This is a genomic window from Legionella bozemanae (genome assembly GCF_900450575.1).
GTDB classification, from domain to species: Bacteria; Pseudomonadota; Gammaproteobacteria; order Legionellales; family Legionellaceae; genus Legionella; species Legionella bozemanae.
The window spans coordinates 55349-79411 of record NZ_UGGY01000001.1; the positions used below are offsets into that span (position 1 = coordinate 55349).

The following is a 24063-nucleotide window of genomic DNA, read 5'->3' on the forward strand; positions in this document are numbered from 1 at the left end:
TAGATATAGAATTTTTATTGAATTAGTTGTGCTTATAATCGATATCATGTTTTATTTGCATTCTGTTATAATGAGTGAAATTGAGTATTTGGTAATGCCATGTTAACTCCTGATGGACATTGTGCTAAAAAAATTGAAAAAGTGATGCTGTTAGCATTATGGGCCAATACTCTAAGGGATGAAATTCAAGCACAAGGTTTAGCCGAAACAAAAAAATTGATATTTGCGGGCCTTGGAAAACCAACCTATCCTATTAATTCAAATACTATTGCCTCATATCTTTCATATTGGCAAAAATTGGATGATTTAACTAAAAAATGGAAAGTAGATCCGCAGCAGGTTGAAGAGGATATTGCCATTGATTATGGAGATCCTCGAGGTGACTATGCGCCGCGAGCATTAATGGCCGATATCATGTCACGATGGTATGAAACAGAAATTAAAGCGGAAAACATATTATTTACTGTGGGTGGTATTGGGGCTTTGCGCGTGTTATTTGAAACCTTTAATACTCATTTTGAAGAGGTGCCAGGGTATCGAATTATTACCCCTTTTCCTTATTACAGCGCATATTCCAACAATGCGTTGCATTGTTTACATCCAATTTATGTGATGGACAAACCCGGATATAAACTCACGGCGCAAGCAACGGAAGAGAGTATTAAAGAGGCTTATACTTTAGCCGAAGTGGATCATGGTTGGCCCAAAGCCATATTAATTTGCAATCCATCAAATCCCTTGGGAAACATTATTGATAAAGACGAGCTAATAAAAATTGCTGATGTTTTGCGTCAGTATCCTAATTTGTACATCATTTTTGATGAAGCTTATACCGAGATGAGTTTTTCAGATGCCCCTTCTTTTTTAAAAATTGCTCCTGATCTAAAAGAGCGAGTAATTGTCTTACGCTCAGCAACAAAGGCTTTATCTGCGGCGGGCGAGCGCATGGCAGTGCTTTTAGTATTTGAATCAAGTTTGATGAATGAAATGCTCAATAAAAATATAAGCTATTTCATTCATGCACCGCGCTCAGCGCAAGCTGCCTATGCACAAACCATGGCGAATTTTGGCCCCGAAGAAAAAAATAATATAGCAACCTTCTATGAGAAAAAAGTGGATTATGTGGTTGCACGCTTAAAAAAAATGGGTGCAGCAATGCCTGATCCTTTATACCGCGTAGAAGCTACTTTTTATGTTCTTGCTGATTTTAGTGATATGTTTGGTTTGCCTTTACCCAAAGAAGCAGCGCGAGTTTTGCAGAAAACTGGCATTGTGGAGACGGACGAAGATCTTGCATATTATTTATTGTTTGAAGATTACTTGATGGTTACACCTTTATCTTATTTTGGATTGTCCAAACATGATGGTTTTATGCGTATTACTTGTAGTGGTCGAGAAAATGAGCTCTGCGATCTAATGGACAGGCTCGAGAGACGGTTATTTGAGTCAAGGAAAAGAATAAAAAACTTTCTTCTAGAAAAAATTAATCACAGGCTTCCGGAATTAAAAAAAATAGATGGCCATATGTTTGAACTCATCTGTCAAAAACTGCAAACAGGAAATAAAGAAGAAGATACCTGCTTGAATTTGAAGTTAAAAAATCAATCATTAAAAAAAATTAATGATACGATCGTCGATTTTTTTGCAATCATGAAGTCGGAAGAGATCTAGCTAGGAGCCGGGATCACAAATTTTTTTGCCTACGTACCGCGCATAAAGCATGGTACGTAGAAATGAAAAAGTGACCACATCTTAGGTTGGGTGTCCCGGTTACACTCTATTCTCATTAGGTGAACGCTTATACTGAATTCAAACTACGAGGAGATTAACCCTGAATGAATTGCTTGATCGTAAGCGTGAGCCGATTAACTAATTCATCAATCTCTTCTTCATTAATGATGAGGGGAGGTAAGAGTCTCACTACAGTATCTGCAGTAACGTTAAAAAGTACACCGTTAGTAAGTCCCAGTAAGCGAGCATCATTAGCGGGTCGATCTAATTCAATACCAATCATGTAGCCTTTTCCACGAATTCCTTTTACGCCAGGATGTTCCCCGAGATTTTTGATTAATTTCTCCATCAATAGACTGCTATTTTTTGTGACTTTTTCACAAATTTTGTCGCGTTCTATAACTTCCAATACAGTTAGAGCTGTAGCGCAAGCCAGAGGATTGCCACCAAAAGTTGATCCATGATTTCCAGGTTTAAATAAATCTTTCGCGCGTTTACTCATCAGGCAAGCGCCTATAGGAACACCATTACCCAAACCTTTAGCTGTAGTAAGCACATCAGGTTGAATGTCATAGTGCATATAGGTAAAAAGTTTTCCTGTACGGCCGTTTCCAGTTTGGATTTCATCCAAGATAAGCATCCAGTCATGTTGTTCACAAAGTTTGACCAGAGAACGAAGATAACTTTCTTCTGCCGCATGGATCCCACCCTCTCCCTGAATTGGCTCAAGCATTACCGCAACAACATCTTCTCTATTTGCTGCAATAGTATGAATGGCATCCAAATCATTAAAAGGAGCGCGAATGAAGCCTGGCACCAAGGGTTCATATCCCGCTTGTACTTTTCGACTTCCTGATGCGGTTAAGGTTGCCATAGTACGGCCATGAAAGGCTCTTTCCATAACAATAATTGAAGGAGTTTCAATTCCTTTTTTGTGGCCAAAAAGACGGGTCAATTTAATCGCTGCCTCATTGGCTTCAGCACCAGAATTAGCAAAAAAAGCCTGCTCCATACCCGTCATGGTTATCAGCTTTTCAGCGAGTAATTCTTGTTGTTTGATATGAAAGGTGTTTGATGTATGGATTAGCTTGGCTGCTTGTTGTTGTATGGTTTTTGTCACATCCGGATGAGCATGTCCTAATCCGCACACTGCTATCCCGCTTAAACCATCAAGATAGGCCTTGCCCTGCTCGTCATACAACCAAACTCCTTCTCCATGTGTAAAAGTTATTGGCATAGGATTGTAACTAGTAATTAAAGCCATAATATTTTCCTTAAAACTGAAGGATCTCCACCCAAAAATATCTCTCCTTATTCATGGAGAGACAGGGGTGGCCACATTATAGCCATAACTTTCTTTGCTGCGCTATACGAATGGAGAAATCCTCAGTAAAAAGAATTGTTTTATTTCATATTGCTGGTTGCAAAATCCCAATTTACCAATTTCCAAAATGCAGAGATATAGTCAGGACGTGCATTACGATAATCAATATAATAAGCATGCTCCCATACATCACAAGTCAATAGTGCATTTAAGTCTTCAGTCATTGGAGTGCCTGCATTACTGGTACTGATTATTTTTAAAGCCTCCGTATTATCCTGCACAAGCCATGCCCAACCCGAGCCGAAAGTAGATATTGCAGTTTGTGTAAATTGTTCTTTAAATTCGCTAAATGAGCCAAAATGCTTGTTAATTGCGTCAGCCAATTTGCCTTTGGGCTCACCACCACCATTAGGACTGAGGCAGTGCCAGTAAAAAGTATGATTCCAAACTTGTGCAGCATTATTAAACATGCCACCTTTTGATTTTTTAATGATCTCTTCCAGTTCCATGGATTCAAATTCGGTGCCAGGAATTAATTTATTTAAATTGTTAACGTAAGTCTGATGATGCTTGCCATAATGATATTCTAGTGTTTCACTGGATATGTGGGGCTCCAATGCATTCTTGGCATATGGTAATTCAGGCAATGTAAATGTCATCCTAATCTCCTATTATTTTATTCTGTGGGATAAGTTTAGCAGGAAGGACATGATATTCAATGAAGATTAATTATAATCCTCATACTAAAAGGTAATTTTACCTATGGAATACTGGATCACTGCAATAAAAATGCATGTTTGTACTTGGAAGAATGCTATTTTCAACTGTTTTTTGATTATTATTAGATCAAATGGGGCATTAGTTGGCTTTTAAGGTAAGATCTGCTATCCTATTCTACTAAAAATTTATTGGTTGCGGGCTTTACAGGTTTTCGCGATAATGGTGATAATTAATTTATTATTTTAAGGTGTGTGAGTGGATACTTTAGAAAAAATTAAAAAGCAAATAGCAGAAAATGCCATCCTGCTTTATATGAAAGGCTCGCCGAAGATGCCGCAATGTGGATTTTCTGCCCGTGCAGTACAATGCATAGAATCTTGTGGCGTAGATTTCGCCTATGTCGATGTTCTTGCTAATCCTGATATTCGCCAAACATTACCGCAGTATTCTGATTGGCCTACTTTTCCGCAACTCTATGTGAAGGGCGAGTTAATCGGTGGTTCTGATATCATTGCTGAATTATTCCAGCAAGGTGAATTAGAAACAATGCTGCGTGATGCGATTGCCGCATAATATAATGAGTTAATACCATAATAATAACTATAATGATGGAGATCATAGAATGAGTGTATTAGTGGGACGAAAAGCCCCTGATTTTACCGTTGCGGCTGTTATGCCAAATGGTGAGATTATGGATAAGTTTAATTTACACGAGCATATAAAAGGTAAGTATGGCCTCGTATTTTTTTATCCTCTAGATTTTACTTTTGTATGTCCTTCTGAGTTGATTGCTTTAGATCATCGTATTGATGAATTCAAAAGCCGTAACGTTGAAGTGGTTACTGTTTCTATTGATTCACACTTTACTCATAATGCATACAGAAGTACTCCAATTAATAAGGGCGGTATTGGTCCTGTTCGATACACTATGGCTGCAGATATGACTCATAGTATTTGTCAATCCTATGGAGTTGAACATCCATCTGCAGGTGTTGCATTCCGCGGTGCATTCATTATTGATACCAATGGAGTAGTTCGTTCACAAATCGTTAATGACTTGCCTATAGGTCGTAACATGGACGAAATTTTAAGAATTATTGATGCAGTTCAGCATTTTGAAGAAAATGGTGAAGTTTGCCCTGCTGGTTGGGAAAAAGGTAAAGCGGGAATGAAGGCATCTACAGAAGGTGTTGCTGCTTACCTAACAGAACATTCTGACTCATTGTAAAATTTAACCCGGGCAGCGCGAAGCGTAGTCCGGGAAATTTCTGCTTTTTTATCTGAATTACTCTTGACCCAAAGGTCTATTTACATTCGCTAGCTTGAGCCAAACTGCCCAGATAAGAAAAATGGAAACAGACCTAAGTATTTTCCTGCATGGTTTTCCACATGTTGGTCATGTGGCAAAATAAATCGGCGGTTTTTTCTGCATCATAAATGGCTGAATGTGCTTCCTGAGCGTTAAAAGGAATTCCTGCTGCTTGTGCCGCTTTCGCTAATACAGTTTGCCCATAAATAAATCCACCTAAAGTTGCTGTATCAAAGCAGGTAAACGCGTGAAAGGGTGATTTGATTCCAGTTCTTTTTATGGCTTCCTTGATAAATAACAAATCAAACCATGCATTATGGCCGACTAAAACAGCACGCTGGCATTGAGTTTTTTTAAGTGCCGCAAAAATGGGATGAAACAAATTTTCTAAAGCAGTTTTTTCATCTAAAGCAAAGCGCAGTGGCTGATAAGGATCAATTTGATTGAACTCTAGAGATTTTTGATCCAGCTCAGCTCCAGGAAAGGGCAAAATATGTTCAAAATAACTTTCTCCACGGTAAAGATTGCCTTGTCTATCCATAAAAACTAATACAATGCACATTTCTAACAATGCATTTCTATAAGGATCTATGCCTGCGGTTTCTACATCAACTACTACAGGTAAAAAACCACGAAATCGTTCTCGTAAATTCATATAAAATAAATTATCGCTTGGGTTCATGAATGCTCCATTGAATGATTTCACCTGCAGCGATTGGAACAACTTGGCTGGAGCCTAATGGCAAATAATTAGGTATTGTTTGTGGGGATTTAATCAATTCAATGTGGTGTTGATTGATGGGTAGTTGATAGAAGTCCGCACCAAAACGACTGAGAAAATGGTTGAGTTGTTTTAATTGATTCAATTCATCAAATACTTGTGCATATAAAGCAAGCGCGAATGGAGCGGAATAAATTCCTGCACAGCCACAGGCACTTTCTTTTGCACTGACACTATGAGGCGCGCTATCTGTTCCGGCAAAAAACTTTGGATTTCCGCTGCAAGCAGCATTTTGTAATGCTTTTTGATCTTTTTCATGCTTTAAAATAGGCAGGCAATAATAATGAGGCCTAAGTCCGCCAACGAGTAATTTATTTCGATTATATAATAAATGATGGGGAGTAATCGTTGCAGCAACCGTTGCAGGGGCTTCTGTAACATATTCGACCGCAGCTTGTGTCGATATATGTTCGAGGACTATTCTTAGTTTGGGAAAATTTTTAACGATTGGTTTTAGATACTCATCAATAAATAAGGATTCGCGTTCAAAAATATCACTATGAGTGACTTCCCCATGAATTTGGAGTACTAGGTTATTATTTTGTAATACTTCAAAAAGAGGATAAAGATCTTTTAGTGATTTTGCTCCTGCTTCAGAGTTGGTTGTGGCGCCGGCGGGATAAAGCTTTGCGCCGAGAATATAAGAAGTATTTGCTGCGTGCTGTAATTCTTCGGCACTTACAGAATCATTTAGGTAAAAAGTCATATAAGGTTCAAAAGCATTGCCTTTAGGCCGTGCAGTTAAAATCCTATTTCTATACTCATTAATGGATGCCAATGTCGTTAGTGCTGGTTTAAGATTCGGCATAACTAACACACGCGCAAAATGTTGCGCGCTGTCTGCCACTGTATGTTGTAACATCTCATTATCCCTAAGATGGACATGCCAATCGTCAGGGCGATTAATCATTAGCGTTTGCATAATAAAGATTCCTGCATTTTTGCCGATAACTAAGAATAACATGAAATAAGTCGCAGGAATGAATAAAAGATGGCATTTGGGGAGCAGAAGGGACAATTTATAGCATGTATTGCACTAAGTGCAGTACTTACAATGGACACTGGATACACAATGACCCAAGTTCATTTTGCAAATCCGCTAGGCGCAAAGGGATGGCGCGTGAGCCGTAACCAAATTCGTTGTGGATTATCCCTTACGATTCCTAATTATGGTATTGCCTATTTTGAACAGTATGCAGCAAAACCGCCTCATTTTATTTTACGTACCTGGGATGAGGTACAACGATTTTTACCTGCAAAAATTATTGTAACAACTCCTAACTGGAAAGCGGAAAGGCCACCTATTCTAGTAGGGCAGCTTACGGTTAAGCCTGGGGAGTATGGAATTTATCTAAGACGAGATGGCGCTTTAAAATTACTTACTTTTCTATCACAAGGCTACGAGCCAAATTTTACTTATCGTGCGGAAACCGGATTTAACACGATGGTTTCATTGTCACCCGTTGGTTTTCAAAAACCATATTCTCGCTATCAAGAATGCATTGGAAATCTATTACCATTTGGTTATGAGCAAGTTAGAGAAAGTATATTTCATTATAAAGAAGATAGCAGAGAATTGACTGATGAAGATAAACAACAATTACGTCGTATTGCTCGATATGTAGAGGCAGATGCACAAATAAAAGAAATACGAGTTATTGGTTATGCTGATGCAAATGGTCGTAAAGGTTATAACAATGCAATATCTGAAGAAAGAGCACGAACTGTTGAAAAATATTTACTAAAACTTGGTGTACCTAAAGAACAACTCTTGGTGACCTGGGTAGGTGAGCTCTATCCTATTGCGAGAAATGATACCGATGCAGGTCGGGCTGCAAATCGAAGAGTCGTGATTACTCTAATAAAGAAATAAAGTTGATTAGCGCATTAATGGAAGCTGGCCTAACTCATTAAATGTAAGGTTGCAGATTTTAATAGATATTTTATATTCCCGAATATATTATTCTTGTTCTTCTTGAAGAGTAGTGAACACAAATCGTTTTTTGCACCCAAAATCAAAAGAATCACCATCCTGCCCAAAAAAGATATTCTTCGTGCAAAAAAGGCATATCTAATTGAAAAATATTAATTTTTTTTTGCAAAATTTCTTGACTTATTCTATTCCACTGCTAATACTCACACTGTTGCATGCATCGACCCTGAAGCGACGAAGGCATGCTAATGACAACTCCTAGTAGAGAGTTATCAATTAAAGAGGAACTAATAATAATTTATGCGGAGACATAAGCATGTTAAGTTTAAAAAAAACCACTTTAGCAATTTTAGCTTTAGGCAGCAGTGCAGTATTTGCTGGCACCATGGGTCCAGTTTGCACTCCCGGTAACGTCACTGTTCCTTGCCCAGCTACTGGGTGGAATGTTGGCGGACAGGCATTAATTTTACAAACAATGACCGATAACGATATTTCATTAGATATCGCTAGTACTCCAACAGGTGTTGCTATTAATACTGAATTGGATGCTCAATGGAACTGGGGATTCCAGATTGAAGGTTCTTACCATTTCAATACTGGAAACGACATCAATGTGAATTGGTATCATTTAGATACAGGTTGGAACAATACTGAATTCGCTCCTGCTTTTGATCCAGAGACATTAATTGGTTTTGGTCACAAAAACAGATGGGATGCAGTAAACGGTGAATTCGGTCAATTTGTTGACTTCAGCGCGAATAAGAAAATCCGTTTCCATGGCGGTTTCCAATTTGCCAGCATCAAGAGAAGCGTACATGCGTTTGCAACAGACTTTGATGGCGGTATCCCTGACTTCACAGTTGGATTCAATGGTAGCACTCAGTACAACGGATTTGGTCCACGTACTGGTATTGATATGAACTACGTATTCGGTAACGGCTTTGGAATTTATGCTAAAGCAGCTGCTGCAGTATTAGTTGGTTCACAAAAACATGGTTATGATGTTGGCTTCGTTGATCCAGATGCTTCTGTTGCTGGCGTTAGTGTTTTCACAGTTGATGTGAGTGGAACCAGAACAGCAATCGTTCCAGAATTAGAAGCTAAATTAGGTGCTAGCTATGCTTATCCAATAGCGCAAGGTGACTTAATTCTGGATGCTGGGTACATGTGGTTTGACTACATCCATGCGTTAAACACAACTGTGTTGCCAGTTACTTCAACTGACTTCGCTGCTGCTGGTCCTTATTTTGGTCTGAAGTATATAGGAAACATTTAATTCGTTATCATTTTAAAAATTTAATCAACACTGTTGACTTTATAAGGGTCAGGTAAGATAATTGAGCAAGGTACGCTCTCGGTATAGAGCGAATATGCGTACCGTTGCTCAATTTAAAATTGGTAACGAACGGAAATAATAATAAAAAAGTGGAGATAAGCATGTTAAATTTGAAAAAAACAGCGTTAGCTGTTCTTGCTTTAGGTAGCAGTGCAGTATTCGCTGGTACCATGGGTCCAGTTTGCACCCCAGGTAATGTCACTGTTCCTTGCCCAGCTACTGGATGGAACATCGGCGGACAAGCGTTAATTTTACAAACAATGACCGATAACGATATTTCATTAGATATCGCTTCTACTCCAACAGGTGTTGCTATTAACACTGAACTGGATGCTCAATGGAACTGGGGATTCCAGATTGAAGGTTCTTACCATTTCAACACTGGAAACGACATCACTCTGACTTGGTATCACTTGGATACAGGTTGGAACAATACTGAATTCGCTCCTGCTTTTGATCCAGAGACATTAATTGGTTTTGGTCACAAAAACAGATGGGATGCAGTAAACGGTGAATTCGGTCAATTTGTTGACTTCAGCGCGAACAAGAAAATCCGTTTCCATGGTGGTTGGCAATTTGCTAGCATCAAGAGAAGCGTACATGCGTTTGCAACAGACTTTGATGGCGGTATCCCTGACTTCACAGTTGGATTCAATGGTAGCACTCAGTACAACGGATTTGGTCCACGTACTGGTATTGACATGAACTACGTATTCGGTAACGGCTTTGGAATTTATGCTAAAGCAGCTGCTGCAGTATTAGTTGGTTCACAAAAACATGGTTATGATGTTGGCTTCGTTGATCCAGATGCTTCTGTTGCTGGTGTTAGTGTTTTCACAGCTGATGTGAGTGGAACCAGAACAGCAATCGTTCCAGAATTAGAAGCTAAGTTAGGTGCTAGCTATACTTATGCAATGGCACAAGGCGATTTAACTCTGGATGCTGGATACATGTGGTTTGACTACATCCATGCGTTAAACACAACTGTGTTGCCAGTTACTTCAACTGACTTCGCTGCTGCTGGTCCTTATTTCGGCCTGAAGTATGTAGGAAATGTTTAATTTCTTAATTGATTAAGATCTTATGAAAGCCCGTCTTCATGATGGGCTTTTTTTTTCTAATGGAGTATTCATGTTTAAGAAAGCAACTATAGCTGTATTGGGATTGGCAGCAAGTGTAGCTACTGCCGGAAGTATGGGGCCAGTTTGTACCCCAGGTAATGTTACAGTTCCATGTGCGACAAATCTTTGGGACTTCGGTGCGCAAGCACTCTATTTAAGATCAATTTATGGCGCTGACAAAGCATTTCAACCTGGGACAGTACCTTTAAATAAAGAATTAAAAAATGATTGGAACTGGGGATATTTTTTAGAAGGTTCCTACCACTTCAATACAGGAAATGATATCACTATCAACTGGATGCACTACAGCACATCCGCAGGGCCAACAGAACTTTTCGGGTTTTTAACTATCCCAGCAGTAGATGTTCCAGAAATACCAGCGCCATTTGAATTCATTAACCGAAATAGAATTGATCAAGTTAATGTAGTGATGGGCCAACATACTGATTTTAGCATAAGAAAAAAAATACGTTTCTATGCTGGTTTGCAATATGCAAATGTACAATCAACGGGTAAAAATTATTATGTGACCTCAATAATTCCTTCACTTGCAAGCAATCCATTTAGTAAATTTGATAATACTGATTATAAAGGTATTGGACCTGTGGCGGGAATTAATTATGCCTATTACATTACGGACTCATTAAGTGTTACCGCAAATGGAGGGGGCTCTATTCTCTATGGAACAAATCGCTATCATGCTGGCTTCGTCGCCTCTCCCGTTCATGCTATTGTTGAACAGGTATCCTTCCGCAAAAATGGTATTGTTCCAAGCTTGGAAGCAAAACTTGGTGTCAATTATGCTCATGCAACTCCTATAGGTCTTGCTAATATTCAAGCAGGTTATCAAGTTGTCAATTATTTTCATGTGTTGGAAGAGCAAGCACTTCCTAATCTATTTGGACCTGTTCGCGCAGTTGATTACGGGGTCTATGGCCCATACTTTGGCCTGAAGTTAATCGGCAACGCATGATCAAATCATCATAGGCAGTATTCACTAGAAAACCCATACTTTGGTATGGGTTTTTTTATACAAAAAAGTTACAAAATTTAAGCAAATTTGTAAAAAAGAGGCTAGCCACTCCTTGTTTACCAAGCTATAATTTTCTGCCATTCCGATGTGGAAGTAAAAATAATGAACAGGAGTACCGCATGCAGTATAAAAAAATAATATTGGCCCTAGTCTGTTTGTCATCGCCACTCTATGCGGAACATGATCAACAGTTGCAACGTCAAATAGCTCATTTACAAAAACAAGCACAACAATTACAAGCTCAACTAGACTCGTTACAAAGGGAAATGGTTTCTCAGAAAGTGAAACACCAACCCAAGTCGAGCAAAAAAGAAACAAAAAAACAAGAGTCCAAACCTCATGTAAAACATGGAAAAAAACATGAGCATGACCAAATAATACAAGATAACATGGTCAAATATCATTCATCGACGCTGTCGATACATACACCTGAAGAGCATCCAGAGTCAGTAAGATTTTATCCAACTGCTTTAGTGGCTGAGGGACGGGTTGTTACCTATATTGCGGGAACACCGGTGGTCGCTTCTCCATACTTGGGGGATAGGCCCGCATTTGATGGATCAGATTATATTGTTAATATCTCGAGTATCAATCGCGATATCCGTTTGATGCAACAACGTCGAAAATTATATAGAGCATATCGGAATATGGGCTACCCAATTCCTGACAGACCAATCATTGCACTTAGTGGTAAAGCCGAACCTGTAGGCATGCTCAATAGTGATTATGTTGGGGGTACAAATGTTGATTTAACTCTTGGCTCTAGTGAACTCGATGTTGCTGCTGCATTAAACCAAAACGTTGAAGCCTACATAGCAATCGCATATGATGCAAGCCCCCCGGAGGTTGGTCCAAGAATTAATAATTCCGCATTTAACCTCAATATGGGTTTTGTCAACATTGGTAATTTGGACAAAACACCATTTTATTTTACCGCAGGGCAGTTGTATGTACCTTTTGGTCGTTATTCCAGCTCTATGATCAGCTCTCCATTAACTTTAGATATGGGGCGAACAAAAACAAGGCCTTTTATAATAGGTTATAAGTCTCAAGAAGATACCGGACCATTTGTTTCAACATACATTTATCGAAGTGATACCACACTGGGAAGAGCTGGAGTTGGTGGTGTGAATGGCGGTTATGTCTTTGGATTTGACAGAATGAGTGGTGAAATAGGTGCCAGTTATATCAGTTCAATTAATGATGCAGCTGGAATGCAAAATACTGCAGCAAACCCTGGGACTTTTGGTGGCTTTGGTTCTTTACTCAATGGAAATGAACTGGTGCGTAAAACGGAAGCTGTAGATGTATACGGCAATATGGCTTACGATCGATTTAACTTTGCCGCTGAGTGGGTTGGAACTATTGAGGCATTCAGAGCTCAGGATTTGAGTTTCAATGGCCATGGTGCAAAACCACAAGCATTACAAACAGAAATTGATATGACATTCAGGGTATTCAATAGACCTGCGTCTGTTGGTGTTAGCTATCAACGGACTCGAGAAGCACTTGCACTCAATTTGCCAGAACACCGATTTATTGGGGTATTTAATATTTCTATTTGGAAAGATACTGTAGAAAGTATTGAATATCGGCATGAAATTGATTATAGCTCCAATGATTTTGCCAATGGCGCTGCGCCTCCTGGCCTTGTAAATGCGCCAACCATAGGAACTGGAGGCAGTGCGGATACAGTTTCTGCACAAATTGGTGTTTATTTCTAAAAAGCAATCCTTATGAATCTGAAGAGGCCCGGGTAATGTGAAGCGGAACCTGGGCTAATCTGCAAGAAGTGCCCAAGTGATACTTTCATTCATGCAGCAAATACATGCATTTATCAGCCCAAGAGCTTACCCATAAATGAGTAATAAATAATGCAAACTGTGCTATCTTTTATCATATAACGTATTTTCATAAAGGAAAGGAGCATGTGTACACCTTACAGCATGCCAAAGTCCATATTCTCACCAGCTCAGAACCTATTTTTATCTCGATTAGGTGTACTTCTTATCCTTTTCGTCATTTATGCTTCCAGTTCTTATGCAGCAAAAATCATCGAACTTAAAATCAAAGGAGCAATCGGACCGGCCACAGCGGATTACATTATTCGTAATATTGATAATGCACAAGATGCAGATTTAATCCTGATTACTCTTGATACTCCTGGTGGGCTTGATGAGGCTACACGAGCAATTATTCAAAAGTTTTTATCATCCAACGTTCCCATCGTGACTTATGTCAGCCCAAATGGCGCGCGTGCTGCAAGTGCGGGAACTTACTTACTCTATGGCAGTACCATAGCAGCTATGGCACCAGGGACTCAATTAGGAGCAGCAAGTCCGGTTAATATTGCCTTGGCTGGTTTTGCTGAGGAAAGCAAATCAAATAAGCAGACAACGATGGAGAAAAAAATAACTAATGATGCGGTGGCAACCTTAAGGTCTCTGGCGCAATTGCGGGGACGTAATCCGGACTTTGCGCAAAAGGCAGTTTTGAACGCTGAGACTTTAACATCCACAGAGGCTTTAAAGGAAGGAGTTATAAATTATATTGCACATGATGAGCATGACTTACTTTCTCAGTTGAATGGCATATCAGTAACGCAAAATAATCAAAAAATAATACTCAACACCAGTAATGCACACATCGAGTTAATCGATCCGGATTGGCGCACACAATTTTTATCAATAATTACTGATCCTACGGTGGCTTATCTCCTTCTTTTATTGGGGATATATGGTATTTTCTTCGAATTAGTGAACCCAGGTCATATATTTCCTGGAGTAATCGGCGCTATATCAATGTGTATCGCGCTCTATGCACTGCAATTATTACCGATTAGCTATGCAGGTTTCTTCCTTATTATATTGGGAATAGGATTTATTATCGCAGAAGCATTTGTCCCTGCATACGGTTCTTTAGGTATCGGAGGCACAATAGCGTTTATTATCGGATCCATTATGTTAATTGATAGCGACAATCAGACCTATCAAATCGCATGGTCGGCAATTGGGGCAATGGCTTTAGTGAATATTCTTTTCTTTGTGATCGTACTTGGGATGGTGGTAAAAGCGCGACGACAAAGTGTGAAACATGGTTTAATTGTTTTGATAGGGGCCAAAGGCCGTACGCTTGGTGATATTAATCTTGACGGGCAGGCGTTTATTCGTGGTGAGATTTGGAGTGTACATTCGAAAAAGTTTATTGCAGCAAGAAAGCCAATAAAAGTAATCGGAACCTCAGGACTCGTGTTAGAAATTGAAGAAGATTTAGATAATCAAGGAGGGTAAAATGGGACCTTTTTTCACGGTGATCATCATTGCAATTGTATTGCTTTTGATCTCAGCAATTAAAGTATTTAGAGAATATGAGCGCGGTGTTGTATTCATGTTGGGGCGCTTCTGGAAAGTTAAAGGACCTGGATTAGTGCTTATTATTCCAGTGATCCAGCAAGTGGTCCGGGTCGATTTACGTACTATAGTTATGGATGTACCAAGCCAAGATGTTATCTCCAAAGATAACGTTTCAGTAAGAGTAAATGCAGTTTTATACTTTCGTGTTGTGATTCCAGAAAATGCAATTATCCAAGTAGAAAATTACTACGAAGCAACCAGTCAATTGGCACAAACGACCCTACGTTCCGTGTTAGGACAGCATGAGTTGGATGAAATGCTTTCTGAACGTGAACGATTAAATAGTGACGTACAAAAAATATTGGATTCACAAACCGATACATGGGGGATTAAAGTGTCCAATGTTGAAATTAAACGTGTTGATTTGGATGAAAGCATGATACGTGCAATCGCAAGACAGGCTGAGGCAGAACGTGAGCGACGCGCGAAGGTGATTCATGCTGAAGGGGAGCTGCAAGCTTCCGCTAAGTTATTACAAGCATCACAAGTTCTGGCACAACAACCTCAGGCAATGCAATTACGTTATTTGCAGACATTAGCCGCTATAGCAAGTAATAATAACTCCACCATTGTGTTTCCAATGCCAATGGAGCTGGGCGATATTTTGTCAAGTATGGCTGCAAAGAAAAAATAGATAAAATGATAAAGCGCCTATTTCTGGACAAAAACAAAGCATTCTTGCTTTTTGTCCAGAATAAGCATCATGGACTAATACACTTTTCGGCATCTTAATATAGGCATCTTAATATAAAAGAAATTCGCAACAAGAAGATTAGAACCGTCCCCTTTCTTGAAAAATATGAAAATTAATCCACAGAAAAAACAGGATTATTAACTTAAACTTTCGTTTAGTTCGCTTTTATGATAGAACACTTATTTTCAAAGAAGTCATGAGGTTTTTATTGTGTCGATTAAATCAGATAGATGGATAGAAAAAATGGCGCTTGAACATGGAATGATATCTCCATTTCAACCCGGACAAGTGCGTGAAAATGACAATGGAAGAATTATTTCATATGGCGTATCCAGCTATGGATATGATGTTCGTTGTGCTAATGAATTTAAAATTTTCACCAACATTAATTCTGCTGTTGTGGATCCTAAAGCTTTTGATGAAAACAGCTTTGTTGATGTGCAGTCAGATGTGTGTATTATTCCTCCCAATTCTTTTGCATTAGCAAGAACCGTGGAATATTTTCGTATTCCACGTAATATACTGACTATTTGTCTTGGTAAATCGACTTATGCGCGTTGCGGCATTATTGTTAATGTGACTCCTTTGGAGCCCGAGTGGGAAGGTCATGTAACTTTGGAGTTTTCAAATACGACGACGTTGCCCGCCAAAATTTATGCGCATGAAGGCGTTGCACAAATGCTATTTTTAGAAGCTACGGAAATTTGTGCTGTTTCGTACCGAGATCGCAATGGAAAATATCAGGGACAAACAGGGGTTACTTTACCTCGTACTTGATATGGATGATAAAAAAATTGATGCCTGGGGGACAGCGTACTCAGGTTTTGGTATGAATTCCTGAGTGCAACAAAGCAGTACCCAGGAACTACCCCATTCGTAATGTGCTCAACCCCAATCGTTCGAGTAAATATTCACATGGGGCCTGAGTTATTACTCTCATTCTTCATCAGGTAATTTATATTTATCACGTGATGCATCGACGCGTTCGCGTAATTCTTTTCCTGGTTTAAAGTGAGGACTGTATTTGGCCTTTGTCACAACTTTTTCCCCAGTTTTGGGATTATGAGCGTTGCGGGGCGGTCTATAATGGAGAGAAAAGCTGCCGAATCCCCGAATTTCTATCCGTTGATTTTTAATGAGTGCTTCACTCATTAACTCCAATATTCTATTTATACCATCAGCCACTTGCTTTTCAGTAAGATGCGTCATTCGAGCAGCGATGTGTTCAATGAGTTCCGATTTGATCATACCCACCTCGTGTTGTCGCGTGTTTCAAAGTCTGCTACCAATACAGATTAGGTGCTGACAATTGTCCTTGTTTTATAAGTATAGACTGGGAAAAAAATTATTCAATATTTTCAAGACAGTTAGTCGAAAGTTGTTTTTCGCGTATGGACATAAGCAAACACAACGCCCCAACTCATTTCAACTTTAGTACGTGTCGTTACAGTAAAATGAGTACTGGATAATGTTTTGCTGGTTGTAATTACTGTGTTGAGATGAGGTAAATGATCCAGTTTAGCACATAGTTTTTCCCATGTTGGACCAAAAAAAGCAGTAGAGTTGATAAAAACAAGCGTAGCATCATCTAAATTCACCTTGAGAAAATCCCCCAAAATAAACTGAATTTTTTTGGTTTGTTCGGCATAGTTTTTCATAGCGGCCAATTGATCACGTCGTTTGCAGGAATCGAGGTAGAGCTCTGGAAATAATTCGATGCCAATACTTTTGCATATTGGGAACACCATACCGCAGGCTAATACTGCTTTACCTGTTCCCGAACCTAAGTCATAGAAAACGGTATTTTTATTGGGGTTCGTTAGGGATAGAAGTGCAATAAATGATAAAAATTCGATCTCTCCATAAGCATATTCCATGGCATCATGTACGTGGCGTGCATTTTGAGACAGCATAAAACCATTAGCATCGGTGTAAATTTGGCGGAAAACTTGCGCGTGTTCTTGTAAATTTAATAATTTTTGCCATCGGAGCACATTGATTTGTTTTCTTTTAAATTTTAAATGAAGAAGTAATGTGAAGAGCACAAGGAGCAAACAAATAAGAAAAGATAGCAAGTGGCTCAAGAGTAAGTCCTTAATTTATGTGCTTGATTTAGCAGTGAACCACCATTTTACTTTCTTGACATATTGAGAAGCTACCTTTTTTAAAAAATTAGGAGCTGTTTGTGGTATCTCTTGAATGCAACCGAATCATTTTCTTGATAATACTCTATAAACATTTCCTTAAGTTGTAAATTCCCTATAAACTTCATGGAGTCATCGCGTATAAAATATAAGCATTGTCTTATCGCAGGGTAATAGAGTAAAATTATTGCATGTAGTATAGAATTATAATGTTAAGTACTATTTTATTACTATAATTGGTTTGAAAAATGGGGTTAACTGTAAATTTATATTTCATAATGTTACTACTAGTTAATATTTCCTTAATTTTGTTTCATTAGAATGAAGTTATATTGAGGTTGGGAGAGCATCATGGCGGGTTTTTTTAGTAATAGAGCTTATGTACAGCATGAACCTAGACCACGTGCAGAATATAGTTTTATCAATGTCGGTAATGAACAATTTCATGCCGTTGCTGTGGCTTTGATTGATTCCTTGCAGAGTAGTAGCCAGCGTGGCAATGATGCAACGTTGAAAAAAATTTTGGAGCGCTTTTATCAGCACTTTCCCAAGTATATAAGCAACCAACCGTATTTAACACTTCCTGAGCGTATGAGCATGTTACTTAATAGTTCTCGTAAGTCAGAGTTAGTGGAGTGTATGGCGTACGTATTACGCCAGTTGGCGGTGGATGAGTTATATACCCATCCTTTAAAGTATATTGAAGTATTTGATGGGTTGAGTGCGGAAACACCCAAAAGTTATTTACGCGATCCTGAAGTCAAGCTACCACCAAGTGCTTTAAATGCCTTGGCTCAGACACTAGGAATTACGGTTACTCTATCTTTTAAAGAACTTGGCAAGGAGCTAAGAAAAAGAGAAGTATATGATGGAGAAGAATAATGGCTAATAAAGTTCATTTAAAGATTCAGATTCAAGATGATAAATATTTCCCGGCTGTAACTGATAAAGCAAGGTTTGCCTATGTTGGTCAATTAGCCATTTCTGGACCTAAGCCTGTTGAAAATACAAATGAACAAGGGGAAACCCTAGGTAGTATTATTAATATGATTGCGGAATATAAGAAACATCGTGCGCAATCTCACGACCAATGGTGTAACACTATTTTAAGCATGGTTGCCGCGGGTGAATTAACGCGTGAACAACTCATGACACTCTACATTAAATTCTTACCTGTTCAATTGAAGAATGCCATATCTGTATCTGACTTAACCCAAACAAGACACAATTCTGCTATTGCGGGAGAGCCACAAGAACAAGAAAAATACACAATTGATCTTTTGGCAGACTCTATTGCGGCGTGGATTGTCACAGGGCAAGTTGAGCCTGATGACTTGTTTGATCAATTGGAAAAAGAAAATCAATCAACTATGTCATTGAGATAAACTGGTAGGCCAATGAAGCAGAATCAATTCGGTTGCTGCAATTCTGCTTCGAATGTTCTTACAAAAACCCGTGTTTTTTCATCCATTCATCATTAGCAAATTTAGACATGTAATTACGAATTGAGTCAGGTAAAATAACCAGGCATTTTTGGCCTTTACCTAAGGATTTTGCAGCATGCAGCGCAGCCCACATTGCCGATCCTGAAGACCCCCCGACTAATAAACCTTCTTCACGAATTAAATCTCTTGCAGTTCGAAATGAATCCAGATCATTCGTTTTAATGTATTGATCAATTAAACTATTATCTAAAACTTCTGGAAAGAAATCATAGCCTATCCCCTCTACTGCATAGGGCTTAATTTCGGTTCCACCACCAAGAATCGAGCCCTCGGGGTCAACGCCAATGATTTTAATTTGCGGATTATATTCCTTAAGCCGTTTGGCAACCCCGGTAATTGTCCCGCCAGTTCCTACTCCGGCAACAACCATATGCAAGTCTTTGCCAAAATCATCAATAATTTCTTGGGCTGTGCCGTGGTAATGGGCATTGGGGTTATTAGGGTTAGCATATTGATCAAGAATATAGGAATTGGGGATTTCTGCATTCAGTTTTTTAGCCAAAGAAATATGGCTTTCTGGATCATCATAGGCTGCTTCGGTTGGGGTACGATAAATCTTTGCTCCTAAACGCTCAAGCACCGATTGTTTTTCTTGGCTCATTTTTTCAGGCATGGTAATGATTACTTTGTAGCCTAATACAGCACCCGCTAAAGCAATACCTATTCCTGTATTTCCAGAAGTAGGTTCAATCAGTGTATCACCAGGCTTGATATGACCATCGCGTTCTGCATTGACCACCATTTCATACCCGATGCGATCTTTAACAGAGCCGCCTGGATTAAAAAACTCGCATTTTGCATACAGCTCGCAATCAAGATCATGGCCGAGACGATTAATTTTTACTACAGGAGTTTGTCCTATGGTGGCAAGGATATTGGGATAGATCATAATAAGTCCTTTATTGAAGAGTGGTTTGATTTGATTATATGTTTTTTTAGGTGAAAAAAAAATTCTTAGTGAATTTGGGTGGTGATTTTAAATTTTTTAATTTATATTTATCTTTTGAACTAACAAAGCAGGGAGCTAAATATGAAACTAAAATCACTTAAGTTGGTTTTTGGTATTGCTTTATCCTTAGGATTGGGTGCATGCATGGACATGCAACGTTCAGAACAAAATACCCAGGGCTATGAGAAAATAAATACTCAGGGTCAACAACAAGCAACAAATAAGTCTAAAGCTAAAGCGCAAAAGACCTATGCCTCAAAAGATCCTACTCAAAGATCAACTCCTGGGCCTAAACGCAATAGTGCACCCCAAATCCCAGTAATACAATAATTTTTTAGTATCTGAATTGGCTTTCCTGCTGCAAATGTGGGAAAGCAATGTCGTCGCTTTTTCATGTACTAATGGGTTCAATGTACGAAGTATTTATTAATGCTTCAGTAGAATTGGGGGGAGCAGGACTCAACCCCCGCATACTACAGAATTACCAGGGAGTAAAATTTTTTGTTTCATCTTCCCTGGCTTTATGAACTTCTTCCATTTCTATTTTTACTTGCATTAAATCCAGCCCGTCTTTAATCATTTCATCCCTCACAAATTGTCTGGAAGCACGATCCCCAAAAAAACTCATTTTTTTATTACTTGCTTTTTCGAGGCGTTGATGCGATGTTCTTGCGTTTTTATGATCCGTTGTTTCAGATTTTTGTGCCAAATGAATAATTATTTTTTGCTTCATACGTGAACCTTATTTTCCTATAAGCTTTTTAAGATGTTCGTCCTTGCATTATTTTATAAAAAGCAAAAATCCAGTTTTGCTCCCAAATGAGTTAAATTGATTCAATTTAGTAACTCTCTCTATACGAGAGAGCATACTTTTAAATTAACAGGACCCACTATGCAATAAAACAGCATAGTTTTTCAAGAAATTTTCCTATTGTGGTCCAATCATCTCTTCTGGTCTTACCAGTTCTGCAAAGCGTTCTGCGGTTAAAAAGCCAAGTTTGACTGCTGCCTCCTGCAAGGAAGAATTGTCTTGATGGGCTGTTTTGGCAATTTTAGCTGCTTTGTCATAGCCTATATGTTGATTGAGGGCGGTGACCAGCATTAAGGAGTGATGTAGATAGTAGTCAATAACTTTATGATTGGCCTCGATTCCTTCTGCGCAAAATTCCTGGAATGATCTGCAGGTGTCTGTCAGTAAATTAAGCGAATGCAGTACATTCAAAATAATCACCGGTTTAAACACATTCAGCTCAAAATTACCTTGGCTGTCGGCTATTCCTACAGTTGCATCATTCCCCAGAACCTGGGCACAAACCATAGTCATCGCTTCACATTGAGTTGGATTGACTTTTCCTGGCATGATGGACGACCCGGGTTCATTTTCTGGAATGATTAACTCACCAATGCCACAGCGTGGCCCCGAAGCTAACCATCGAATGTCATTTGCAATCTTCATTAAGGCACACGCCAGTGCTTTCATGGCACTGTGGGCATTAACTAAAGCTTCGTGGGAGGCCAGGGCAGCAAATTTATTATTTGCAGTAATAAATGGCAATTGAGTGATATGGGCGATGTGTTCTGCTACTTTGGTTGCAAATTGGGGATGAGTATTTAACCCAGTTCCTACAGCAGTTCCTCCCGCTGCCAATTCATATAATTCGGGTAAGGCATCCTCAAGTCGACGGATACAGGCATCAAGCTGGGCAACATAGCCGGAAAATTCCTGACCTAAGGTGAGCGGTACAGCATCTTGTAAATGAGTCCGCCCTATTTTAACGATATCTTTGAATGCCGCCATTTTAACAGCTAGGGCAGCGCGTAAGCTCTTTACTGCAGGGATTAGTTTATTATTGAAGGCAATTGCTGCTGCAATATGCATAGCAGTAGGGAATGTATCATTCGAAGACTGGGACATATTCACATGATCATTAGGGTGAATAGGTGATTTACTTCCCATGGTTCCACCGGCTAATTCAATAGCACGATTTGAAATGACTTCATTGGCATTCATGTTGGATTGAGTGCCGCTTCCGGTTTGCCATACATGTAAAGGAAAATGATCGTCCAACATTCCCTTGCTGACTTCGTCAGCCGCTTGAATGATTAAATCTGCCTTATCCTTCGGTAATTTACCCAAGTCTAGGTTTGTTAAGGCAGCAGCCTTTTTCAAGATACCGAAAGCGTGGGTGACTTCACGCGGCATAATGTCCTTGCCTATATTAAAGTGATGTAGCGATCGCTCGGTTTGTGCACCCCAATACCTATCAGCAGGGACAGCGATTTCACCCATGCTGTCAGATTCAATACGTGTTTTGCTCATTATTTTTAATTTCCTTACAGTGTTTAGGCTCTGTTTACAATTCTACTCCCTTGGCCAAAATGCTGCGATTTCCTGCGCTCCGATACTCACATACTTTGTGTATGCTCCGTTTCAGTGCTCTAAAATCGCAGCATTTGACTCAAGCTAGCGCATTGTAAACAAGACCCTAGTGAAATAAAAAATTCTACCACATAGGGTAAAAATAAGTAATTTTTGTTATAGTATTGGGCAAGTACAAAGAGGTAGTTGAATGCAGCTTCGCCGCACTCCATGAGGGTTACACTACCATTAGTTAAAGCAATGCGCCCTACGTCTCGCGGCTTGTCCGAGATATTATTTCTGGATTCCGCGGACAAGCCGCGGAACGTAGCGAGTAAGTTCAAGAACCATTTTATTTAACGTAGCCTCACTACGTTATAGGTCAAAAACACATGAGAGCAGTACGCATTTATCAACCTGGAAACTACCATACAGGTCAACTTTTAGAATTGTCCCCGGAAGCGAGTCAGCATGTCGGTGTTGTTTTGCGCATGCAGGTTGGTGAGCATATTACTTTATTTTGTGGTGATGATCGTGAGTTTGATGCAACAATAGAAGCCGTGAAGAAAAAACAGGTTACTGTAGTCATAGGCTCAATAAAAGCTGTAAGTCGTGAGTCGCCATTAGCTATCCACTTGGCACAGGCTATTTCTAAGGGAGAGCGCATGGAGTTTGTAATGCAAAAGGCAGTTGAGCTTGGTGTTACCAGTATTACCCCCATTATTACGGAGCGTTGTGTTGTGAAGTTAGATAAGGAACGAATGACAAAAAAACTTCTTCAATGGCAGGCAATTGTCATTGCCGCGTGCGAACAATCGGGTCGTAATACAGTCCCCATAGTCCACCCTTCTGTTACCCTAGAACATTATGTCGGTGAGACTCAGGCTCAATTAAAATTAATTTTGCATCCAGGCGAGCATAAAAACTGGAAAGATTACACAATTGGCCCCTCTACAATTGCTCTGCTTATCGGACCTGAAGGAGGGTTTAGTGACTGTGAAGTTCAATTTGCTAGCAAGTATGGATTTCAGCCTTTATCCCTAGGTCCAAGAGTTTTACGCACCGAAACAGCTGCAATTACTGCATTGAGTCTGTTGCAAGCAGTGGGGGGTGATCTATAATAGGAGTTGCAGCCAGTTTCTCTTAATGCAAAAATCTAAGGGCAGTGGATTTGAGTGCAGCTTGAATGAGCAGCCTTTTGACTGAATAAGTATGGCGTGCGTTTTCAGAGGATTTTTCATTCAAGCTATGCCAAATAGGTATTTTGGAATGCAAAGTGAGTTTGGCAATTAACGAATTTTAAACAACCGAGGTTGATACATGAGTGATCTTATTAAAACGATAACAGATGCAAGCTTTGAACAAGATGTAATCAATGCAAATAAGCCTGTATTAGTTGACTTTTGGGCTGAATGGTGTGGTCCATGTCGTGCATTGACACCTATATTGGAAGAAGTAGCTGCTACTCATGGTGAGCAAGTAACTTTTGCCAAAATTAATATCGATGAGCATCCACAAGCCCCTGCAAAGTTTGGGGTGATGAGTATTCCTACATTGATTTTATTTAAAAACGGCCAAGTCGAAGCAGTTAAAATGGGTTTGCTTTCAAAATCTCAATTAAGTGCTTTTGTTGAGAGTCACGTTTAATTTTTTATTTTTCTACATAAAAATGTTGTATCTTTTAGTAAAGCTGTGATAGCCTGTCTGCAAT

The 24063-nt window shown here is 39.3% G+C and carries 25 protein-coding genes; 16 read left to right on the top strand and 9 right to left on the bottom strand.

Annotated elements, in window-relative coordinates; translation table 11 throughout:
* The first annotated feature begins 99 nt into the window (after positions 1-99).
* On the top strand, positions 100-1671 hold the full coding sequence (locus DY223_RS00260) for a pyridoxal phosphate-dependent aminotransferase (protein WP_058459028.1): 1572 nt from the start codon (positions 100-102) through the stop codon (positions 1669-1671).
* Positions 1672-1825: 154 nt separating this feature from the next.
* Here DY223_RS00260 and DY223_RS00265 read toward each other — a convergent pair whose 3' ends face one another.
* Entirely contained in the window at positions 1826-2995 is a 1170-nt protein-coding gene (locus DY223_RS00265; RefSeq protein ID WP_058459027.1) for an aspartate aminotransferase family protein, read from the bottom strand.
* A 140-nt stretch (positions 2996-3135) separates the two neighbouring features.
* On the bottom strand, positions 3136-3714 hold the full coding sequence (gene sodB / locus DY223_RS00270) for a superoxide dismutase [Fe] (RefSeq protein ID WP_058459026.1): 579 nt from the start codon (positions 3712-3714) through the stop codon (positions 3136-3138).
* Between the two features lie 316 nt (positions 3715-4030).
* Here sodB and grxD point away from each other — a divergent pair, with 316 nt between their 5' ends.
* Both grxD and DY223_RS00280 read left to right on the top strand, forming a co-directional pair.
* Positions 4031-4348, top strand: a complete 318-nt coding sequence (gene grxD / locus DY223_RS00275; RefSeq protein ID WP_058459025.1) for a Grx4 family monothiol glutaredoxin — start codon at positions 4031-4033, stop codon at positions 4346-4348.
* 49 nt (positions 4349-4397) lie between these two features.
* The gene (locus DY223_RS00280) at positions 4398-5003 is read left to right on the top strand and encodes a peroxiredoxin (protein ID WP_058459024.1); all 606 of its coding nucleotides are present in this window, start codon (positions 4398-4400) and stop codon (positions 5001-5003) included.
* A gap of 133 nt (positions 5004-5136) precedes the next feature.
* Here the strand turns inward: DY223_RS00280 and rnt are convergent, their stop codons facing one another.
* Positions 5137-5766, bottom strand: a complete 630-nt coding sequence (gene rnt, locus DY223_RS00285) for a ribonuclease T (RefSeq protein ID WP_058459023.1) — start codon at positions 5764-5766, stop codon at positions 5137-5139.
* Positions 5750-6787, bottom strand: coding sequence for a dihydroorotase (gene pyrC, locus DY223_RS00290; protein WP_058459022.1), 1038 nt, complete (start codon positions 6785-6787; stop codon positions 5750-5752). Before pyrC ends, rnt begins: the two co-directional genes overlap by 17 nt.
* A 69-nt stretch (positions 6788-6856) precedes the next feature.
* Here pyrC and DY223_RS00295 point away from each other — a divergent pair, with 69 nt between their 5' ends.
* The 8 genes from DY223_RS00295 (at position 6857) to dcd (ending at position 16172) form a co-directional block, all read left to right on the top strand.
* Positions 6857-7738, top strand: a complete 882-nt coding sequence (locus DY223_RS00295) for a flagellar protein MotY (protein WP_058459021.1) — start codon at positions 6857-6859, stop codon at positions 7736-7738.
* A 376-nt stretch (positions 7739-8114) separates the two neighbouring features.
* Positions 8115-9074 (top strand): Lpg1974 family pore-forming outer membrane protein, encoded by a 960-nt coding sequence (locus DY223_RS00300; RefSeq protein ID WP_115684248.1) that lies wholly within the window; start codon positions 8115-8117, stop codon positions 9072-9074.
* 161 nt (positions 9075-9235) lie between these two features.
* Complete coding sequence (locus DY223_RS00305; RefSeq protein WP_115684249.1) at positions 9236-10195, top strand: Lpg1974 family pore-forming outer membrane protein; 960 nt, start codon at positions 9236-9238, stop codon at positions 10193-10195.
* A 70-nt stretch (positions 10196-10265) separates the two neighbouring features.
* A complete protein-coding gene (locus DY223_RS00310; protein ID WP_058459020.1) occupies positions 10266-11228 on the top strand; it encodes an Lpg1974 family pore-forming outer membrane protein in 963 nt (320 codons plus the stop codon).
* A gap of 179 nt (positions 11229-11407) precedes the next feature.
* A complete protein-coding gene (locus DY223_RS00315; protein WP_058459019.1) occupies positions 11408-13012 on the top strand; it encodes an LbtU family siderophore porin in 1605 nt (534 codons plus the stop codon).
* Positions 13013-13234: 222 nt separating this feature from the next.
* Complete coding sequence (locus DY223_RS00320) at positions 13235-14578, top strand: NfeD family protein (RefSeq protein ID WP_058459053.1); 1344 nt, start codon at positions 13235-13237, stop codon at positions 14576-14578.
* 1 nt (position 14579) lies between these two features.
* The gene (locus DY223_RS00325; RefSeq protein ID WP_058459018.1) at positions 14580-15335 is read left to right on the top strand and encodes a slipin family protein; all 756 of its coding nucleotides are present in this window, start codon (positions 14580-14582) and stop codon (positions 15333-15335) included.
* Positions 15336-15605: 270 nt separating this feature from the next.
* Positions 15606-16172 (top strand): dCTP deaminase, encoded by a 567-nt coding sequence (dcd, locus tag DY223_RS00330; protein ID WP_082642424.1) that lies wholly within the window; start codon positions 15606-15608, stop codon positions 16170-16172.
* A 159-nt stretch (positions 16173-16331) separates the two neighbouring features.
* On the opposite strand, the gene DY223_RS00335 is transcribed toward dcd, so the two are convergent.
* A complete protein-coding gene (locus DY223_RS00335) occupies positions 16332-16643 on the bottom strand; it encodes an integration host factor subunit beta (RefSeq protein ID WP_058459016.1) in 312 nt (103 codons plus the stop codon).
* Between the two features lie 119 nt (positions 16644-16762).
* Positions 16763-17479 (bottom strand): class I SAM-dependent methyltransferase, encoded by a 717-nt coding sequence (locus DY223_RS00340; protein ID WP_082642423.1) that lies wholly within the window; start codon positions 17477-17479, stop codon positions 16763-16765.
* Between the two features lie 411 nt (positions 17480-17890).
* On the opposite strand from DY223_RS00340, the gene DY223_RS00345 reads away from it, so the two are divergent.
* Entirely contained in the window at positions 17891-18421 is a 531-nt protein-coding gene (locus tag DY223_RS00345; protein WP_058459014.1) for a hypothetical protein, read from the top strand.
* On the top strand, positions 18421-18924 hold the full coding sequence (locus DY223_RS00350; protein WP_058459013.1) for a hypothetical protein: 504 nt from the start codon (positions 18421-18423) through the stop codon (positions 18922-18924). Before DY223_RS00345 ends, DY223_RS00350 begins: the two co-directional genes overlap by 1 nt.
* Before the next feature lie 58 nt (positions 18925-18982).
* Here the strand turns inward: DY223_RS00350 and DY223_RS00355 are convergent, their stop codons facing one another.
* On the bottom strand, positions 18983-19933 hold the full coding sequence (locus DY223_RS00355; protein ID WP_058459012.1) for a pyridoxal-phosphate dependent enzyme: 951 nt from the start codon (positions 19931-19933) through the stop codon (positions 18983-18985).
* A 141-nt stretch (positions 19934-20074) separates the two neighbouring features.
* Here DY223_RS00355 and DY223_RS00360 point away from each other — a divergent pair, with 141 nt between their 5' ends.
* On the top strand, positions 20075-20323 hold the full coding sequence (locus DY223_RS00360; RefSeq protein WP_058459011.1) for a hypothetical protein: 249 nt from the start codon (positions 20075-20077) through the stop codon (positions 20321-20323).
* 151 nt (positions 20324-20474) lie between these two features.
* Here the strand turns inward: DY223_RS00360 and DY223_RS00365 are convergent, their stop codons facing one another.
* Both DY223_RS00365 and fumC read right to left on the bottom strand, forming a co-directional pair.
* Positions 20475-20726, bottom strand: coding sequence for a hypothetical protein (locus DY223_RS00365; protein ID WP_058459010.1), 252 nt, complete (start codon positions 20724-20726; stop codon positions 20475-20477).
* Positions 20727-20921: 195 nt separating this feature from the next.
* Positions 20922-22313 carry a class II fumarate hydratase gene (gene fumC / locus DY223_RS00370; protein ID WP_058459009.1) on the bottom strand — a complete coding sequence of 464 codons (1392 nt, stop codon included), beginning with the start codon at positions 22311-22313 and terminating at the stop codon, positions 20922-20924.
* A 431-nt stretch (positions 22314-22744) separates the two neighbouring features.
* Between fumC and DY223_RS00375 the strand changes: the two genes are divergently transcribed.
* Together DY223_RS00375 and trxA are read left to right on the top strand one after the other, a co-directional pair.
* Positions 22745-23473 carry a 16S rRNA (uracil(1498)-N(3))-methyltransferase gene (locus DY223_RS00375; RefSeq protein ID WP_058459008.1) on the top strand — a complete coding sequence of 243 codons (729 nt, stop codon included), beginning with the start codon at positions 22745-22747 and terminating at the stop codon, positions 23471-23473.
* Between the two features lie 199 nt (positions 23474-23672).
* The gene (gene trxA, locus DY223_RS00380) at positions 23673-23999 is read left to right on the top strand and encodes a thioredoxin (protein ID WP_058459007.1); all 327 of its coding nucleotides are present in this window, start codon (positions 23673-23675) and stop codon (positions 23997-23999) included.
* Positions 24000-24063: the final 64 nt, after the last annotated feature.

Excerpts from the sequence above, each read along its gene's own strand:
- DY223_RS00260 (WP_058459028.1), top strand. The coding sequence starts at position 100 with ATGTTAACTCCTGATGGACATTGTGCTAAAAAAATTGAAAAAGTGATG.
- DY223_RS00310 (WP_058459020.1), top strand. The coding sequence starts at position 10,266 with ATGTTTAAGAAAGCAACTATAGCTGTATTGGGATTGGCAGCAAGTGTA.
- DY223_RS00305 (WP_115684249.1), top strand. The coding sequence starts at position 9,236 with ATGTTAAATTTGAAAAAAACAGCGTTAGCTGTTCTTGCTTTAGGTAGC.
- DY223_RS00355 (WP_058459012.1), bottom strand. The coding sequence starts at position 19,933 with ATGATCTATCCCAATATCCTTGCCACCATAGGACAAACTCCTGTAGTA.
- DY223_RS00295 (WP_058459021.1), top strand. The coding sequence starts at position 6,857 with ATGGCATTTGGGGAGCAGAAGGGACAATTTATAGCATGTATTGCACTA.
- DY223_RS00300 (WP_115684248.1), top strand. The coding sequence starts at position 8,115 with ATGTTAAGTTTAAAAAAAACCACTTTAGCAATTTTAGCTTTAGGCAGC.
- DY223_RS00375 (WP_058459008.1), top strand. The coding sequence starts at position 22,745 with ATGAGAGCAGTACGCATTTATCAACCTGGAAACTACCATACAGGTCAA.
- DY223_RS00335 (WP_058459016.1), bottom strand. The coding sequence starts at position 16,643 with ATGATCAAATCGGAACTCATTGAACACATCGCTGCTCGAATGACGCAT.
- DY223_RS00265 (WP_058459027.1), bottom strand. The coding sequence starts at position 2,995 with ATGGCTTTAATTACTAGTTACAATCCTATGCCAATAACTTTTACACAT.
- DY223_RS00365 (WP_058459010.1), bottom strand. The coding sequence starts at position 20,726 with ATGAAGCAAAAAATAATTATTCATTTGGCACAAAAATCTGAAACAACG.
- DY223_RS00315 (WP_058459019.1), top strand. The coding sequence starts at position 11,408 with ATGCAGTATAAAAAAATAATATTGGCCCTAGTCTGTTTGTCATCGCCA.
- fumC (WP_058459009.1), bottom strand. The coding sequence starts at position 22,313 with ATGAGCAAAACACGTATTGAATCTGACAGCATGGGTGAAATCGCTGTC.
- DY223_RS00360 (WP_058459011.1), top strand. The coding sequence starts at position 20,075 with ATGAAACTAAAATCACTTAAGTTGGTTTTTGGTATTGCTTTATCCTTA.
- DY223_RS00320 (WP_058459053.1), top strand. The coding sequence starts at position 13,235 with ATGCCAAAGTCCATATTCTCACCAGCTCAGAACCTATTTTTATCTCGA.
- DY223_RS00280 (WP_058459024.1), top strand. The coding sequence starts at position 4,398 with ATGAGTGTATTAGTGGGACGAAAAGCCCCTGATTTTACCGTTGCGGCT.
- sodB (WP_058459026.1), bottom strand. The coding sequence starts at position 3,714 with ATGACATTTACATTGCCTGAATTACCATATGCCAAGAATGCATTGGAG.
- DY223_RS00325 (WP_058459018.1), top strand. The coding sequence starts at position 14,580 with ATGGGACCTTTTTTCACGGTGATCATCATTGCAATTGTATTGCTTTTG.
- DY223_RS00350 (WP_058459013.1), top strand. The coding sequence starts at position 18,421 with ATGGCTAATAAAGTTCATTTAAAGATTCAGATTCAAGATGATAAATAT.
- DY223_RS00345 (WP_058459014.1), top strand. The coding sequence starts at position 17,891 with ATGGCGGGTTTTTTTAGTAATAGAGCTTATGTACAGCATGAACCTAGA.
- rnt (WP_058459023.1), bottom strand. The coding sequence starts at position 5,766 with ATGAACCCAAGCGATAATTTATTTTATATGAATTTACGAGAACGATTT.
- pyrC (WP_058459022.1), bottom strand. The coding sequence starts at position 6,787 with ATGCAAACGCTAATGATTAATCGCCCTGACGATTGGCATGTCCATCTT.
- trxA (WP_058459007.1), top strand. The coding sequence starts at position 23,673 with ATGAGTGATCTTATTAAAACGATAACAGATGCAAGCTTTGAACAAGAT.